This window comes from Paenibacillus sp. G2S3 (genome assembly GCF_030123105.1).
Taxonomy (GTDB): Bacteria; Bacillota; Bacilli; order Paenibacillales; family Paenibacillaceae; genus Paenibacillus_AQ.
In genome coordinates, this window is sequence record NZ_CP126095.1 from 2,054,940 (window position 1) to 2,072,805 (window position 17,866).

General features: G+C 44.7%; 13 protein-coding genes and 2 pseudogenes. 12 read left to right on the forward strand and 3 right to left on the reverse strand.

The window, feature by feature from the left end; genetic code table 11:
- The first annotated feature begins 81 nt into the window (after window positions 1-81).
- Together QNH28_RS08850 and QNH28_RS08855 are read left to right on the forward strand one after the other, a co-directional pair.
- Window positions 82-573 (forward strand): RNA polymerase sigma factor, encoded by a 492-nt coding sequence (locus QNH28_RS08850; RefSeq protein WP_042186445.1) that lies wholly within the window; start codon window positions 82-84, stop codon window positions 571-573.
- Complete coding sequence (locus QNH28_RS08855) at window positions 570-1,571, forward strand: anti-sigma factor (protein WP_283911040.1); 1,002 nt, start codon at window positions 570-572, stop codon at window positions 1,569-1,571. Before QNH28_RS08850 ends, QNH28_RS08855 begins: the two co-directional genes overlap by 4 nt.
- Before the next feature lie 77 nt (window positions 1,572-1,648).
- Here the strand turns inward: QNH28_RS08855 and QNH28_RS08860 are convergent, their stop codons facing one another.
- The gene (locus QNH28_RS08860) at window positions 1,649-1,993 is read right to left on the reverse strand and encodes a winged helix-turn-helix transcriptional regulator (protein ID WP_042186450.1); all 345 of its coding nucleotides are present in this window, start codon (window positions 1,991-1,993) and stop codon (window positions 1,649-1,651) included.
- Between the two features lie 174 nt (window positions 1,994-2,167).
- Between QNH28_RS08860 and QNH28_RS08865 the strand changes: the two are divergent.
- The 6 genes and pseudogenes from QNH28_RS08865 (at window position 2,168) to QNH28_RS08890 (ending at window position 7,982) form a co-directional block, all read left to right on the forward strand.
- Window positions 2,168-3,100 (forward strand): annotated as a pseudogene (locus QNH28_RS08865) (aldo/keto reductase family protein).
- Between the two features lie 29 nt (window positions 3,101-3,129).
- On the forward strand, window positions 3,130-3,978 hold the full coding sequence (locus QNH28_RS08870; protein ID WP_283911041.1) for an NAD-dependent epimerase/dehydratase family protein: 849 nt from the start codon (window positions 3,130-3,132) through the stop codon (window positions 3,976-3,978).
- Between the two features lie 225 nt (window positions 3,979-4,203).
- Entirely contained in the window at window positions 4,204-5,226 is a 1,023-nt protein-coding gene (locus QNH28_RS08875; protein WP_283911042.1) for an SDR family oxidoreductase, read from the forward strand.
- Between the two features lie 153 nt (window positions 5,227-5,379).
- The gene (locus QNH28_RS08880) at window positions 5,380-6,039 is read left to right on the forward strand and encodes a class I SAM-dependent methyltransferase (RefSeq protein WP_283911043.1); all 660 of its coding nucleotides are present in this window, start codon (window positions 5,380-5,382) and stop codon (window positions 6,037-6,039) included.
- 123 nt (window positions 6,040-6,162) lie between these two features.
- Window positions 6,163-7,185, forward strand: a complete 1,023-nt coding sequence (locus QNH28_RS08885) for a CapA family protein (protein WP_481858382.1) — start codon at window positions 6,163-6,165, stop codon at window positions 7,183-7,185.
- 539 nt (window positions 7,186-7,724) lie between these two features.
- Window positions 7,725-7,982, forward strand: coding sequence for an AbrB/MazE/SpoVT family DNA-binding domain-containing protein (locus QNH28_RS08890; RefSeq protein ID WP_042125931.1), 258 nt, complete (start codon window positions 7,725-7,727; stop codon window positions 7,980-7,982).
- 143 nt (window positions 7,983-8,125) lie between these two features.
- On the opposite strand, the gene QNH28_RS08895 is transcribed toward QNH28_RS08890, so the two are convergent.
- Window positions 8,126-8,635, reverse strand: a complete 510-nt coding sequence (locus QNH28_RS08895) for a PadR family transcriptional regulator (RefSeq protein WP_283911045.1) — start codon at window positions 8,633-8,635, stop codon at window positions 8,126-8,128.
- Between the two features lie 96 nt (window positions 8,636-8,731).
- Window positions 8,732-9,895 carry a YhgE/Pip domain-containing protein gene (locus QNH28_RS08900; RefSeq protein ID WP_283911046.1) on the reverse strand — a complete coding sequence of 388 codons (1,164 nt, stop codon included), beginning with the start codon at window positions 9,893-9,895 and terminating at the stop codon, window positions 8,732-8,734.
- Window positions 9,896-10,089: 194 nt separating this feature from the next.
- On the opposite strand from QNH28_RS08900, the gene QNH28_RS08905 reads away from it, so the two are divergent.
- The 4 genes and pseudogenes from QNH28_RS08905 (at window position 10,090) to QNH28_RS08920 (ending at window position 17,799) form a co-directional block, all read left to right on the forward strand.
- Complete coding sequence (locus QNH28_RS08905; RefSeq protein ID WP_283911047.1) at window positions 10,090-10,815, forward strand: HAD family hydrolase; 726 nt, start codon at window positions 10,090-10,092, stop codon at window positions 10,813-10,815.
- A 135-nt stretch (window positions 10,816-10,950) separates the two neighbouring features.
- Window positions 10,951-11,172 carry a hypothetical protein gene (locus QNH28_RS08910; protein ID WP_283911048.1) on the forward strand — a complete coding sequence of 74 codons (222 nt, stop codon included), beginning with the start codon at window positions 10,951-10,953 and terminating at the stop codon, window positions 11,170-11,172.
- A 113-nt stretch (window positions 11,173-11,285) separates the two neighbouring features.
- Window positions 11,286-11,435 (forward strand): annotated as a pseudogene (locus tag QNH28_RS08915) (response regulator transcription factor); the annotation flags it as partial.
- A gap of 418 nt (window positions 11,436-11,853) precedes the next feature.
- Entirely contained in the window at window positions 11,854-17,799 is a 5,946-nt protein-coding gene (locus tag QNH28_RS08920) for an S-layer homology domain-containing protein (RefSeq protein ID WP_283911049.1), read from the forward strand.
- The last annotated feature ends 67 nt before the right edge of the window (window positions 17,800-17,866 follow it).

Below are 17,866 nucleotides of genomic sequence, written 5' to 3' on the forward strand. Positions count from 1 at the left end.
AACTTTTTCTTTATAAGTTTTTTCTCCTATCAGCTAACTTTCCAAGAACTTCACCGTTATACATACGAAGGGAGGTGCAGGATGAAGCCCGGGCAGCTACATCAGATACTTCAACCAAAAATGCTAGAGATTCAAAAATACTTGATTCGTCTAGGGGCACCTGCAGCCGACGCTGAGGATATCGTACAGGATACGGTGTACAAGGCTCTTTTGTATATCGATTCTATTGATGAGAACAAATTCAGTGCATGGCTATATAAAGTAGCGATTAATCGTTACTATGATCTGTGCCGCCGCAGCAAGCGGATAGTCATTCCTATTGACTATGTGGATGTGCCAGATATGGAACTGCCGGAGGATCATGTGCTGTTAAAAGAGAAACGAGAAGACATCGAGCGAGTATTGGATGAACTTCTTCCGCTCCATAAACAACTCATTATCATGAAGTATGAGCTGGAGTTGTCCTATCAGGAGATAGCAGAGCTCCTCGGGATCACGACAGATACAGTAAAATCGGCATTATTTCGTGCCCGCAAGCAATTTCAAAAAAAGTACAGAGGTGAAGCGGAATGACAGCTCCATGGGATCAAAAGGATGATCAGAACCTTTCAAAAGTAATTAAGAAAGCAAAACGAAAAGCAATGTTTCGAAATACGATCATTTCTCTGGTTGTGACTATTATAGTATTGTTCGGCGGGATGCTCGGCAACGCCCATCTGACAAGCTGGTTAGCAATGCGTGGTCTGAATGAGGAGAGGATCATGATGGAAATTAGCAGTCCCAACCTTCATGAGTTGAGAACTGACCTGGATCTAGGATTTTTATCGGGCAAAGTTGAACTTAGTACTTACAAGGTTGTTGAGGGTGTGCCCATCGTGTGGGATACTAAAAAGCTGGATTTTAGTATGAGCAGCCGCTTTTCTCTGCTTAATAGGGGATACTCTAGTATAAATGTTCCTGACCCAGTAATGACAAGCCAAAATTATGAATACTACCGAGGATATAACAGTCAGAATGGACAGCGAGAAATGGTGTTCTATGTACCTGGGGTGAATTATAACGGAAAAGTACTGAATGACCTACCTGCACTTGAAGAAATGGAACCTGGTAAGCTGGTAGAGATGGCAGTTTCGTTTGATAAAAGCTATACGCAGGCCGAAGTTGAAAAAATGCTGCCCGCAGAGCTGACACAGACATGGTATTGGGTAGATACGTATGACAATAAAAAGAAGCTTGAGTTTATTACGAATGACAGCAGCCCGAATAAATATGCCTTACCGGAATCAGCAAGACAAGTATACGGTTACGGTGTCAAATGGGAAGGGCTATTTAAACCGAAGCCAGAGGATTTTTTACAATCACTAGCATATGGTCTTCAGAAAGAGGGCAAGTATTACGGAGAATTTGAGCGAATCTCGAATTATTTGAAAAAGGATAAAGCAGCGCCGGATGCTAGTGACGTACAGCTATTTGGAGTCGTGGTTACAGGAACTGCTAAGGAGCTGCAAAGCCTTAAAGGAAAGGCATATGTAAATACCGCAGTTCTCGGAGCGATTGTGGATAAATATTAATCTTATAGTAAAACAAAGAAGACCCGGGAAGGAATATCCCGGGTCTATTTTGATCATTTTACAACCAACTATTTATGCTACGTCCATTTGGCTGACCACAGCTTCATTTCCTTCAAAATTTGATGCAAATCCTCACCTTTTGGAGTTAAAGAATATTCCACTGTTACCGGTACGGTAGGAAATACATGGCGTTCTAGTACACCGTGTTCTTCTAAATGGCGAAGAGTACTAGTCAACGCGCGGGGGCTAACATTAGTGATTTTTCGCTGAAGCGCTCCAAAGCGTTGGGTGCCGTCGAATAACTCTCTTAGTACGAGAAAAGCCCATTTTCCGCCCAATACCTCAAGTGTTTTTTCTACATTACACTCAATAGTAAGTGGGGTTTTAGGGATATAATTATTGCTAGATTTAGCTGTTGTCAAGGAATCTCCTCCTGTTTTGGTGTCACTATACTCTTGTATAGTAACTACTCTAGAGATCATATAGTAAACTAAATTTCACTTCTTCCTATTATATACAAACTATTCTAGAATGAATATGTGCGTTAGGCAATCTGCCGAAATCATAATACGGAACTATGGAAGGGAGCAGTAATTATGAAATATCGTAGACTAGGTGGAACAGGTCTAAAAGTTAGCGAGATTAGTCTGGGAAGCTGGCTGACATACGGAGGATACGTAGAAAGAGATAATGCTGTTAAAGCCATTGAAACCGCTTACGACCTAGGCGTGAATTTTTTTGATACGGCAAATGTTTACGAAAAGGGCGCTGCTGAGAAAGTGCTAGGTGAGACCTTGCGGAACTATCCGAGAGAATCCTATGTGCTCGCAACTAAAGTATTTGGCGAAATGGGGACGGGTCCTAACGATCGTGGTCTTTCCCGCAAGCATATTACTGAACAATGTCATGCTAGCTTGAAGCGTCTTGGTGTCGAATACGTGGATATAATGTATTGCCACCGTTTTGATCCAGAAACTCCAATTGAAGAGACCTTACGTGTGCTGGATGATCTGGTTCGTCAAGGCAAGGTATATTATGTCGGTGTAAGTGAGTGGACAGCGGCGCAAATGACGGATGCGTTAGCTGTAGCGGACCGCTATTTGCTAGATCATATTGTGGTTAACCAACCGATTTATAATATGTTCGAACGTTATATTGAAAAAGAAATTATTCCGCTCGGCGAGCGCCGTGGCATTTGACAGGTTGTTTTTTCTCCACTGGCTCAAGGGCTGTTAACTGGTAAGTATAACGTGGACATCCCTGAAGATAGCCGTGCGGCTAAGCTAGATCGGTTGAAAAAGGCGATAACAGAAGAGAAGATTGAAAAGGTTCGCCAACTGAGCGGGGTAGCTGCGGAGCTGAATATTTCTGTGGGAAATCTGGCTTTGGCTTGGATTTTGCGTCAGCCTAATGTGTCTAGTGCGCTAGTAGGCGCCAGCAATCCACAGCAAGTTGAAGAGAATGTTAAGGCTTCAGGAATAGAGCTTTCCGAGGATATTTTGAAGAAAATTGAAGAGATTCTTAACTAGAGATAGATTCATAAAAAGGAGATATGATCATGGCGAAAGTAGTTGTTACAGGCGGAAGCGGGATGCTCGGTAGATGGGTGGTCCGGCATTTTGTAGAGCAAGGGTATGAGGTTGTGAATGTGGATACGCAAAAATCTCCAGATTCCTTGTGCCAAACGATCATTGCTGATTTGAATAATTTAGGAGAGGTGTATGGCGTACTTGCAGGCGCTGACGCAGTAGTGCATTTGGCTGCGATTCCAGCCGCAAATATAAAGACGAGTGAAGTCACCTTTCAAAATAATGTAGTATCCACCTACAATATTCTGGAGGCTGCTGCCGGGCTCGGAATTCGCAAAGCAGTTATTGCTTCCAGTGAATCCTCTTATGGCATCTGTTTTGCGGTTAACCCGTTGGGACCTCAGTATGTACCTATGGATGAGGCTCACCCACAATTGCCCGAAGACAGCTACGGCCTGTCTAAGGTTGTAAATGAGCAGACAGCAGAGATGTTCCAGCGCAGAACGGGTATACAGGTCGTTTCCCTAAGAATCGGAAATGTCATTGATCCATCGGCGTATGAAAGATTCCCTTCCTTTATTCATGATCCCGCGCAGCGCGATCGGATTTTGTGGAGTTATATTGATACACGGGATGTAGCTAGTGCTTGCCAATTGGCGATTGAAACGGACGGATTGGGCGCGGTGGCTCTTAACATATGTGCAGATGAGACCAGCATGGCTGTACCTAGCAGAGAGCTAATGGCTGCACGTTATCCGGAGGTGACGGATTTCCGCCAGCCGCTGGAGGGTCATGAGTCGCTACTCAGCAATGCAAAGGCTAAGAAGCTGCTGAAATGGCAGCCAAAGCACTTATGGCGGGATTACGTTAACGAATAAATAACGAGCGAGATTTACTTTTACTATAAATGAGAGTTCAAAAAGTACGGTTTTCAGCAACGAGAAGATTGGATGAAGATAGAAACTGAGGAGCGGAGCTTAGTGTTAGCTACGTGAGCACCGGAAGTTTCGCCTGAATTCAATATTCGATGTCGAGTACGCTTCTTGTGATCCTTCGTGATCAAAAGCGGACTTTTTGAACATCCTCTATAAGGAGCGTGTGAAATGAAGGTATTATTTATCGGAGGTACGGGATTAATTAGTCAGGCTGTATCCCCGTTGGCCGTAGAACAAGGAATCGATTTGTATTTGTTCAACAGAGGACAGCGTGATGAATTCGTGCCGGAAGGGGCGAAGGTGATTCGTGGAGACATTCGTAATCCGGCAGAGGCTGCGGAAGTATTGCGAGATTACGAATTTGACGTAGTGGTGGACTGGATTGCTTTTACACCGGAACATGTGCAGACAGACATTGATCTGTTCACTGGTAAAACGAAGCAGTACATTTTTATCAGCTCGGCCTCGGCTTATCAGAAGCCACAGCGTAATTATGTAATCACAGAAGAGACACCGCTAGAGAACCCTTATTGGGAATATTCGAGGAATAAAATTGCCTGCGAGCAGCTATTGCTAGAGGCTCACAAGTCCAGCGGATTCCCTGCTACAATTGTTCGTCCTTCCCATACCTACGGAAATACAGCCATCCCTGCGGCACTCACGAGTGGACAGCATCCTTGGTCCCTGATCGATCGCATACGACGCGGGTTGCCTCTAGTCATACATGGAGATGGTGCATCTTTGTGGACACTGACGCATAATTCGGATTTTGCCAAAGGCTTCGTCGGATTGCTAGGGCATCCAGAGGCGATTGGGGAGGCTATTCATATTACTTCCGATGAGGTATTGAACTGGAATCAGATCTATGCGGCTATCGGGCAAGCAGCAGGGGTGGAGCCGAAAGTGGTTCATATCTCTACAGACTTTATCACAGCCTTCTCCCCTCTAGGGACGGCGGATGGCTTGATCGGCGATCAAGCGGTCAGCAGTGTTTTTGACAATCGTAAAATCAAACGTCTCGTGCCTGACTTCCAGGCTACCGTTCCTTTCTCTGAAGGGATAAAGCAGTCGATTGCTTGGTTCGAGGCTCATCCTGATCAATGCACGGTCGATGCGGAATGGTCTGCTTTACTAGATCATTTGATCGAGAAACACGGCATTGAGGCCAAGCCTCTTTCCTTTTACTCATAAGGTTTATACGGTTAATATTTAAGACGGTCTGTTCCTAAGGGAGCAGCCGTTTTTTTTAGGTTTGACTCGCTCAATGTAAGGTTATGGAATGAATCAGCAAATCATGAATATACTCTCACTACCTAAAATTCCGTTGAAAAAGGAGTCCTGGCCATGCCAACACATCCCTTTGTCTCTCGTTTTTTTGTAAACTCAGATGCAAGTCGTGAGAAGTTAATTTATGATTTGCCAGAATCCTGGTGGAGCCGTCCCTTTGAATATGAGTGGTGTATTAACTTTATTTCTCCACATGGTGTGGTGCTGGATGCAGCTTGTGGAATTCCTCATCCCTTGAAATTTTATTTAGCAGGGGTTTGTGCAGAGGTCTATGCTTGCGATATGGACAGCAGGGTTATTTACCGGGAGGCCATCCTAGATGCGATTACAGATGAGATCGGGGAAAAAGCGGCGAAGCAGGTTATAGCGAGAAGAACTGACAACTTACATCTAGCTCAAGCCAATCTTGCGGATCTGCCTTATGAGGATGAGAGCTTTGACACTATTTTTTGCATATCGGTACTGGAGCATTTGACCTTGGAGGATACGGTGGGCACTTTACGGGAATTTCACCGAACGTTGAATGAAGAAGGTCTGCTCGTGCTAACGTTTGATTATCCAACGGTAAACCTAAATCTTATGAATGATTTGTTGCTGCAAGCTGGATTTCAGTATTGGGGGGAGACCGATTTTGAGTTGCCTGCGGATGCTGTATATACAGATTTGTGGGGTGGGTTAAATTGCTTCAGAGCTGTTTTGAAAAAATCAAAGGGATAACAGGTCTTCTTACCCTTAAATTAGTAATCTATTTCCAGTATGCTAGAACAATAGCTAAATAGATCACATGCTGAGGATAGGAGGCTGTATTTTTTGAGATTAGGGTCGAATGTACTGCGCAGCATGCTACTTACTACACTTCTATTATCACTGATCCTCCCTTCGACGATTGCATCTAGTGCAGCTTCGCCTTCGTCAGAACCTATCAAGCTTGCTTTTGCTGGTGATATTCTTTTGGACGGTTTTGTGGGTGATCAGATCGCTAAATACGGAGTGAATTTTCCGTTTGCGAAAGTCGCATCTACCCTGCAAAAGGCAGATATCGCCTTCGCTAATCTTGAAACGCCAGTGTCTGTTCGAGGGGAAGCGGCAGAGAAGACCTTTGCCTTTAGGTCCAAACCAGCAGTGCTTGGTGGCATAACCTATGCTGGAATTGATGGCGTATCTTTGGCGAATAATCATATTTTAGATTTCGGAACGGACGCCATGCTCGATACGCTGATGCATCTGGATCGAAACAAGATTGGCCATACAGGAGCAGGGAAAGACGTAGAGGAAGCGTTCAGACCGTATACAAAGACGGTAAAGGGGAAGAAGATCGCTATTTTAGGCGTAAGCCGAGTGCTTTCAGGCCCTTCTTGGTATGCCGGCAACAATAAACCTGGAGCTGCCTCCGCGTACACCTCGCAGCCTATGCTTACGGCTATTCAGAAGATGTCTAAGGAGAATGATTACACGATTGTGTACATTCACTGGAATGAAGAGTTTAAGGATTACCCTGAACAATACGCCCGCACGCTAGCCAAACAGATGATTGATAGTGGTGCAGATATCATACTCGGCGCACATAGCCATTGCTTGATGGGTATCGAATACTATAAAAATAAACCGATCTATTATTCACTTGGGAATTTTGTGTTTAATCGTTCTACACGTGGTGGAGAGAAGACACTTCACTCGATGCTGGTGAACTTTGAGATTAACGAGGCCAAGGTGACTAGTAAGATTACGCCGGTCAAAATTATTGGTGGACAGCCCAACTTCATGGACGATTCTTATAATAAGAAGACGATAAAGCTAATGAATACCCTGTCTTATAATGCAGTTATCGATGCGAATGGTAGGGTTACGGAGAAGCAATTATAAGCATATAGTAGATCGACCAGAGATCACTGGTCGGTTTTTTTGTGATTAAATTCAATTAATTATGTTAAATTTATCCAATATTTGATCTTTCTATTAATAATATGTAATACTTATATTAAATCAGAATGTAGTAGAGTATTAGATTGTCGAAAAAAGTAGATGCATAAAGCCTAAATAGTCTGTATTAACTCTATTAAACAATTATTCGCTCTGATATGCGCCGAAGTGTTTCCGGACTTGATGTATTGGGTAAATGAGGATATCCATTGGGATACTCCGCAAGCTGATTTGTAATCGCAATGTTGGATATTTATTAATTTCAAGACAATAATTTGGATGGCTTTACAGCAATTTGTCGAAAACGTACATATTTTTGTCGAATAATTGTCGATAAATATCATATTTTGTAGAAATAAAATTGACAGGGAAAGAATAGCACTTTAATATTAGGATATAGCGTAATCATTACTATCACATAGAAGCCTACATAAGCTTTTAGCAAAAATGATTATTAATGTAATTTCAAGGGAGGATGTACGATGATGAAAGCAACAGGCATAGTAAGAAAAGTAGATGAATTGGGACGTATCGTAATTCCTATTGAACTACGTAGAACGATGGGAATTGACATAAAAGACCCGCTCGAGATTTTTGTAGATGGAGAGAAAATTATTCTGAGAAAATACGAGCCAACTTGTATCTTCTCCGGAAGCGCAGAGAACCTCATCAATTTCAAAGGTAAAATGGTAAGCAAAGATGTTCTCGATGAGCTGATTTCCAGCTTTGACAGAGTATAATCGATAGATTACACATTTTTGCTAAAAAAGAACCGGTACAGCAAGCACAATTTGTGCATGCTGCCGGTTCTTTTTTATGATAGCACAACAAAAAAAGCAGCAAATCCCCTAGAATAATAGGAAACTTACTGCCCACACTATCCTTATTCAGACTCCAGCACACTTTGAATTTTTTTGATAAAGGCTTCATATTGCACAAGGCCGAGCTCCATACAGAGCTTCTCGTAAGGGGACAGATGAGGATCTAGATCCTTCAATTTCTGATGGAGATCGTCGTACATAGCCTGCTTCTCTATCAATGCTTGCCGTAATAAGGCATCCACATTCTCTTTATTGGTCTTATCTCCGAAATACAGATGCATAAAAAAGTCTGAACGTAGCACTTCCTTTTCGGCCGGTCTTTGCAAGTAAGCATGGAACTGATCTAAGCCGGCAGAGGTTATTGTAAATATATTTTTGTCAGGTTTGCCTTCCTGCCGTACGGATTCTTTGGTGATTAGCTCTAGCTTTTCCATCTTGCTCAGGGTTGGATAGATGGTGCCGTAGCTAGCATCAAAGAAAAAAGAGAAGTATTCTTCGAAATGCCGCTTTATCTCATAACCCGATTGAGGTTTTTCACTTAATAATCCTAGAATGACATCTTGTATGTTCATGAATCGTTGCCGCTCCTTTCTTTCACCTCCTACCATATCACAACTACATTTCGCTCTCAATTTGAAAAGGCATAACCGAGGAGGCGAACTAAATAATTACGCATTTGCGGGTACGGGCTCTTGTTCTTGTGATAACTGAGTTTCTTTGCGAATGAAGGTTAGGATAATGCTTAATCCAGCTATTGCTACACCAATGCAGAGTAGATAGAACATATCTTTCCATACACCATTGCCTCCGATAACTAGGTCGAGCATGCCATTTACCGCGTAGTAAGCAGGTGAGAAGGGACCGATCCAGCTATAAAAAGGAGAAAGCACATCACGAGGAATCGTTGCTCCGGAAGCCAACATTTGTATGGAAAGAAGCGCGATGTTTAGCCAGGCGCCAGCGTCGCCGAGTAGCAGCAGACTGAACTGTGCAAGAATCATGCAGGAGAGAATCACAGTGAACTCGAACAGCCACATGAGCAGAAAGCCACGGTTGGAGTGGATACCGAGTGAGTTAACCATGATAGTCCCCACTAGAGATGTTAGTACAGCTGTTAAACCCATAATGGCAAACCGGGCTGCAAAGCGATCCCATTTACCAAATTGACCCGATAAGTTGGAAGAAGCTTTTTGGAGATTCATGGCGAGTAGCATAGCTCCGGTAAAGGAGGCAGTAACAATCATTAGGGGAACCATAGTTTGTGCAAAATTAGTTGTGGGGTTGATGACTTCAACGTTTGCGGAGATTCGGCTGCTTGCCGCACTTTTGATGATCTCTGCGTGCGCCTGCGGCAGCTTCATAGCTTCGAGGGTTTGGTTTAGTGCTATATTACTGCTTTGAGTGTTCATGGCAGCCGTGACTTTAAGTGCTACAGTCTGCATAACATTGCTAACCATTTGCGGATTGGATTCATTTACGAGGTAACGGAGTTCAGTTTTTCCGGATGGATTACTAATCGCTCCGGTGAACCCTTGTGGAATATTGATAATCATGTGGATTTCTCTATGCTCAAGGGCTTCCTTGGCAGCTTTTAGTGGAAGGTCCTGTCTGGTTACGAACTGAAGGGACTGGGTAATTCCATCGACTACAGGCTGAGCATTCGCACCATCTTCATTCACGATAGCAATGGGCAACCGATCTACCCGATCCGTAACATGATCGTACCCTGTAATCCAGATTAAGCTGAAAAAGACTTGGAACAACAGTGCAGTTATAATCCCGACGATGGTAGCAGGCTGCTTGAGGAAGCGCATGATTAATGTACGTGACATGGATATCTCTCCTTTATATTACATTTCGTTATATTTCAATATGAAATATATCATGTTGAAATATAAACTGCAACAAGAAATATGGAGAGCATGGACATTCCGAACTGATTTCATATATCATAGGGCTTGTACTGGAAATTTCGTGCAGATGAATGTGCTTACCTGAAGCAAAAGAGAATGGGGAGGAACAACAGATGAGTAATGAGGTACAAGGAACAGAACTGAACGCGGTTCACTCGGAGTTGAACAAGCCGGAAGCGATTGTTTTTGATATGGATGGAACACTGTTCCAGACTGAAAGTCTTTTATTACCTGCATATCATAAAATGTTCGATATTTTGCGGGAAGAGGGACTATATCCAGGACCGACACCGCCGGAAGAGCGTATTCTAAGCGGCTTAGGGATGCTGCTGGCAGACATTTGGAAGAAGGTTATGCCTGAAGCGGATGAGGCTGTGCACCGCCGTGCAGATGAACTGCTATTGCAGCTAGAGGTCGAAGGGCTTGAAGCAGGAGGGACGTTACTGTATCCTCAGGTGGTCGAAACACTGACTGCGCTAAAAGAGCGTGGAGTTCGCCTGTTTGTGGCCAGTAATGGGCTGGAGGAGTACATTCACAGTATAGTTGTGGTGCATGAGCTTAAAGATCTATTTGAAGGATTGTATAGTGCGGGTGGTCAAGGCACTGCGACGAAGACAGAATTACTACGCATTTTGCTGGACAATCATGGAATCAAGAGTGCCTGGATGGTAGGTGATCGCTCGTCCGATGTGGAGGCAGGCAAGGGAAATGCTCAAACCGTCATCGGCTGTGCATATGCAGGCTTTGGACGTCAGGATGAGCTGAAGGGCTCCGATGTAATTATCACCTCCTTCGATGAGTTGTTAGATTTGTATGACAACGCATCGGTTAGCGAATAGGAATATCGCGATTTATATTTGGAAAACGAAAAAAGGCAAACCTCGTAAGTAGAGGTTTGCCCTTTTTTAATGTTTCTAAATTTAGGTATCGATTCTTTGTATAATAAAGATGAAACTCTAAAGGAGGCGAAGTGTTTGAAGGATAGAAACATAAAGCTACGGATTGTTTGGATGATTCCTAATGTTTTTATGTACGTTCTTTTTATGGGTTGTGGTGCATTTGTATTCTCAAATGTAGATGGGCTCCGGGATATAAATCGGTTGGGCATTTGGCTGATCATGTTGGCACTTTTATTATTTGCGTCTTTGTTTGGCTCTTACCGAATATGGTCTTGGATTAAACAAGGTAAAATGTAGATTATGCCGCCCATGAATGGGAGGCTTTTTTTTGCATTCTCATCGTTTAATACCTTCCGGTTGAGTTCAGAATCCATCTGTGGGCGGACTTCAACATGCCGGAGTTCAATTTTTATGGTTTGCGCAACGAGCAGATTGCTCATAAGCTCTTTATTGGCGAGAGTACGGTTAAGAGCCATGTTCATCGAATTCTCCAGAAAATTCAGGTGGACGATCGCACGCAGGCAGTCGTATTTGCAATCAGAAACCGATATGTAAAGTAAAATATGGCTTAGCTAATCAAAATCAATCTTTCTAACTAACGCAACAACCGCACTTTCTGCAATCTGCAGAGAGGCGGTCGTTTGTTTTTAAACATCATTTTTATTCCTCAGTAGTCTTAGCGGAGGTTGGGGAAACAAAGGCAGCAGCATCCAGTCCTAACCTCTCAGCAGTTCTCATGATCTATGCAGGCAGAGCGCCAACGAGCCATCGTTCGCTCTGCTTTTTTTTTGTGCTGCTGGTAATTATCTCGACACCAATCGAGTTTTTGTGAGTTTTTTGTGAGATTGATTTGGTTTTATGAAACTACATCATTCTCTAAAAGGAGGAATGCAAGTGCTTAAATTGAAAGATTGGCACGAATTTATACATCGGAAAAGTGATGGCAGTAAAACGACTATGAGGAATGGAGAGTGAACAATGAAAAGGCATAAGCTGTTTGCGATAATGTTGGTGTTGTCTATGGTGTTGTCCATGGTTCCTGTTGCTCCTGCAACAGTAAACGCGGCTGCAGATGAAGTGGGGGCAAGGGCCGAATATGGCGGATTAGGCGGGACAGAGCTATTCCTAGGAGGGAAATATATAGAGCTTGGAATCAGCAACTGGGGCGATTTCGGCACCGAGGGCAATAAACCCGCGAACTTCCGCGGAACAAGCAGTAGAAGTAATCTTGGCATGAGTGCGGACCATGACGGCTATGGCACTGGTCTGGATCTGCCGGTGGATTATTATTTGCCTGGGACGCCTGAGGAACGGTTCGCCGTAGGGTATAAGGTGGGTGGAAATACATATGCGAAATCCAATTCGGCTGTGATGAACACCAAGCAAATGCCGACTACGGTATTGAATACCTCGCAGAAGGATAAAGGGCTCCTGAGTGCGACTATCGTCTCAACATGGGCCGGAAAAATGGAAATTAAGCAGGTTATAAGCTTTAAAGAAGATTACAAGTTCTACCGTAATGACGTCACAATTAAGAATCTCTCCGACCAGACCTGGGATGGAGCGAGGTATATGCGTTCAATGGATCCGGATAATACGGTAGACCAGGGCGGATCATATGTAACGGCTAATAGAGTAACTCATACCGTAGAGGAGGATGGAGTTGCTGTCGTTGAAGCGAAGACCAATTCGGACTCAGACCCGCTCTATAAAGCATTTGGCTCGAGAGCTCCTATCTTCTTTTACTCAAGCAATCCGCAGGCCAAGGCATCTGTATTCGGATTTTCTAATGTAGATCCTTATGTCTCTGAGGCGTATGACAGTCCGAAGCCTAAAAATCAGGAAGTGGTGGCTGATGCGGGTATCACGATGACTTGGGATTCGGGAGCTCTGGCTCCAAGTGAGAGCAAGAGTTTCACTTACTACACGAGTCTGGACGAGCGGGACTTCAAAGAGGTTCTCGCAGAAATTGAGCTGGATGAGGGCAGCGGCGCTCTGACTGAGACGGAGGCCAATGATGGTACGGTGAAGGGCAACCAAAAGGTCAATATCCTTGGAGCTACTCTTACCGATCCGATTGACGTGAACAATATTCGGATCAACAACCTGCCCGCCGGACTGGGCTTTGAGGTGACCCGGCTGAGTGATACCGAGCTTAACTTCAAGCTGACCGGTGCAGCGGTAAACCACAGCAAGGAATTTAGTGTAGATAACTTGTCTGTGACAGTCGGCAAAGAGAATCTGATAGGGACATCCTCTGATTTGACAACCAAGACCTTCGGTCTTACCTTTATTGATCCAGCTATGCTGAGCTTGGATAAAGGCCTTGTCTCGGAAGCCGTATACGGCAGCGGACAGATTTCGGAGACATTGCTATTGTCCGTTACCGGCGGCAAATTTGCTTCGGATATTGGTTCAACGGATATTCAGATTCGAAATCTTCCTGACGGGCTAAGCGCGACATTGAAGAGAATCTCTGATAAGGAGCTTCAAATCGGCTTTGACGGCATCGCAATGGAGACGGAGGACGTACACAATGCCTACGTAACGGTAGCGGCTGATAAGCTTGTCGGAAGTTCGACATCTCTAAGCACTAATACGTTTAAGATTGATTTTAAGGACAAGGAGCCTTTTCTGGTCGTTCACTCCCCTGTTTATGAATCCGATCTAAATGATGGCAGCATTGCCGATGCACTGGTCCTGGAGCTCAAGAACGGCATCTTTGATGCATCCGTTGCAGATTCAGTATACGCGGTGAATTGGCCGGTTGGGCTGGATATAGGCGATATTACGATTGACAATCCTACCCAAATAACCTTATCTATTGCCGGACATGCAAACAGCCACGAAATCACGGATAGTATAAATAATGCGGAGGTGACGGTCGCGGGAATCCCATCAACTACCTTCTCGGTCCTGTTCCGTTCTCCTCCGCCGTCCATTTCGGCTTCTCCAGATGTTCTCCATGACGCGGGCGACGGCTCGGTCGCGGAGACCTTGACGGTAACCCTGAAGAACGGCAGATTTACCGAAGAGGTTAACACTGGTGTAACGATCAATAACCTACCGGAAGGACTGGAATTCACAGTGGTGCGCATCAGTGACACTATACTCGAAGTCCATTTTACGGGGCAGGCAAAGAAGAAATTCGATGCTTCCGCGTTTGCTTCGGTCACAGTTGATCCTGCCATTGTCATTGACGCTGCAGCATCACTCACCTCAAATAACTTCGATTTGCAGGTGCCGGATGCAACTTCTCTAATTGTTCGGGATATGACTGATCTTACCTGGAACACGATCCGGGAAGAGAATATCCAGCAAGAGTCTGTCACCTCGGATGTATATCTTACTGAGAAGGGGACTTACGGAAGTAAGATTATCTGGAAATCTACGAATGAAGCGGTCATCTCGCCTGACGGTACTGTTACTAGACCCTCATTCGAGAAAGGGGATCAAGAGGTTACATTAACAGCGGAATTCAGGAACGGTTCCTCTGTCCAGACGAAGACTTTTATTCTTATTGTCAAAAAAGAAGCGGGGACCGATGAACAGTCGGTTGCAGAAGATTTAGATCGGTTAACCTGGGAGATGATTCGGGCCGATAATGAAAGCCAGAAGGACGTGAAGACGCTGCTGGAACTGCTGACGAAAGGTAGTAACGGCAGCAGCATTACCTGGAGTACGTCGGATAAAAAAGTCATTGACACAGACGGCAAGGTAACGCGTCCTGGGTATCTGGAAGGGGACCAGACGGTAACCTTGACTGCGACAGTAAGCAAGGGTAAAGCTGTTCAGACCAAGGAATTCGTTGTGACAGTCATCAAGCAGCCGATGACTGACGGGGAAGCCGTAAGCGAAGACCTGGCAGGGCTGACCTGGAAGATGATCCGGGCCGATAATGAGCGCCAGGAGGATGTGAAGACGCTGCTGAAACTGCTGACGGAAAGCAGCAACGGCAGCAGCATTACCTGGAGTACGTCAAATAAGGAAGTCATCGGCACAGACGGCAAGGTAACGCGTCCTGGATATCTGGAAGGGGACCAGACGGTAACCCTGACCGCAGTGATAAGCAAGGGTGAAGTGACTTTTAAGAAAGAGTTTATCCTTATTGTTAAGGCAAAGATTGCGGATGTTAATGAACAATTGGATGAAGAAATCGGTATGTTGAGAATTGGCTATACCCATCCGGATTCGGTAAACAGCGTTACGCAAAATATCCAGCTGATCTCGAATGGCTTCTATGATTCCAAAGTAGTATGGACCAGCCATAGAAGCGATATTGTCAGTAACACAGGAGAAATCCAACGACCATTGAAGGATACGATTGTCAGATTGACCGCCCGGGTAACGAAGGATGGCTTCTTTCATAAAAAGGACTTCTACATCACGGTTAAGGGAACAAGCCTGGTTGATCTTCCCAAGGATGAACTTAATGCGAATATTGCATACGCACTAGGAGATTCCGAGACTTCTGTAAAGAAAAATTTATTTTTGACGACTAAAGGAGACACGGGTTCCTTACTGACCTGGACATCTAGTAATCCTGACATCATCTCGAACACTGGCCGGGTCAGCAGACCAGGTCCGGATGAAGAGGACGTAAAAATATTGCTTACCGTGCTGCTTGCCGATCCGGACAAGCCGGGCGAATCTAGAGTCAAGACGTTTACGGTCATCGTCAAAAAGCTGAGTGATCAAGAAGCAGTGGACGAGGCTGCAAGAAATTTGAAGATAGACGATGCCGCAGTCTTTGCGGAAGGTGACATTTGGGAAAGTGTAACTGAAGGCTTCGTGCTGCTGCAGACTGGAAAGTACAGCACTGATATTACATGGACCTCTAATCAACCGTCAGTGATCGGAATTGATCAGGACGCTGATCAAGCTAAAGGCAAGGTTAACCGGAAAAATGAAGAGACCAACGTCATTCTGACAGCAACCTTTAACAGAAAAGGCAAAACTGCGACCAAAAAATATCTGCTGATTGTCAAGGCGCTGGGAGTGGCAAAGGACGGAGCTATCCGTCAAGTGACCTCCAGACAGGCCGAGTTGTCTATTAATAACGATGGTAAACCGTTACAGCAAGGCATCAACATTCTAAGAACCAATATGTCGGATGGGACTAAGATCGATACAATTATTGTGGACGACAATCAAATGTTTAATTTGGTGGAAGCTGTGAATCCTAATGATCCAGATCTGGCAAATCGAAGCCTGACCATAAGTCACGTGGACGATCCTTCTGAACATGCGGATGAGATTGCCATAGAAATTCCGGCATCGGCCATATTGACCCTTGCTGGGCGCAACATTGCGTTGGATATCGTTACCAGTCTGGCATCCATTCATTTGGATGAAGCAAGTATCAAGCAGCTTGAGGCTGCCGGTACAGACTTGTATTTCAGAATCGTACCGGTACGGAATTTGCAGGAACAGCAGACCTTCCAGACGAACGCTGTTAATATCGGTACTACGAAGCTTTTACTGGCCAATAACCAGACCGTTAAAGTTCAGGGAATACCGCGGGGGATTGAGACCAATTACAGTGGGATCAATACGAATATCCGGATTCCGCTGTCTGAACTGGCTGACAAGATTCCTGTTCAGAGCTCCGTTGCCAGAGATGCCTTCCTGGATAGTCTGAGAATCTATGTTGAGCATAGTGACGGAGACATTGTAGTGTATTCTCCTCTCCGGATTGGATACAACGCTAAAGGTGAACCGGATTTTGTCGAGTTCCAGATTGACAAATTCAGTATTTTCCAAATGATTCAAATCGCAGATAAGAAATCGGACGACTCTCAGCACACCGGCAACCCGGTTGTTGTCAGCCCTGCTCCTGTACCGGTACCAGCAGACACCAGAAGTACTGAACTGACTGGCGAGAAACTGAAGGAACTGCAGGTTCAGGATGGCGTGATTAAGGTTGAAACCGACTTAGGTACTATCAAGCTGAATGCTGGTAATGTAAGTCTGGATAAAATCCAGAAGCTGTTTGGACAAGAACATATGAATCCGAAAGACATTGTGATTCGTGTAGGATTAACCACAGCCGATCAGAGCTACATTGATGGATTCAAACTGGCAGCTAAGAAGCAGCAGGTACTGCCCGTAGGTCAACCTGTTAAGTTCTATGTTGAGGCTTCATATAAAAATCAGACCCGATCCGTATCAAGTCAAGGTTGGGGAGAATATACGTTGCCGGTACCGGAGAGAATGAAGATTACAACAGGTGTTCTCTACAAGGACGGCGAGATTTATCATCAGCCTACTTATGTATTTATAGAGAATGGACGTTATTATGCGCGCATTAACAGCCTCGAGACCGGAGTCTTCGGATTAATCTGGAATCCGGAAGAGTTCCAGGATGTTGAGAAGCATTGGAGCAAACAGGATGTTAATGTTATGGGCTCCAGGCTCGTTGCGAATGGCACGAGCGATACGGTTTATGAGCCGCAGCGCGCAATCACCAGAGCGGAATTCACGGCTATGATGGTCAGAGCTTTGGGAATTGTTAATTATGATGAGCGGTCTATATCCTTCAGTGATGTCCCGGCACATGTCTGGTATGAACGGGAAATGGAAGTTGCGATAGAGAATGGTCTAATTGCCGGTTATCCTGACGATACATTCAGACCGAATAACAGCATTACCCGACAAGAAGCAATGACCATCGTCAGCAGAGCGATGAAAATTACCAAGCTAGTATCTTCCCGCAGTGAAGAGCAGTATTTAGAGCTGCTTCAGTCCTTTACGGATTCGAAATCGATCGCCAAATGGGCAGAAAAAGACGTGAAAATGAATCTTTCTGCCGGCATCATTGTAGGTAGAAATGAGCGGCTGGCGCCTAACGAGAATATTACTCGCGCCGAGGCAGCCGCTGCAGTAAGAAGACTTCTGATTCAGTCCGGAATCATAAATCCCTAATAGTAGCAGTGAATTTATAAATGTTTACTTTTAACAAAAGCAGCGGTTGCCCAAGTTGGGAAGCCGC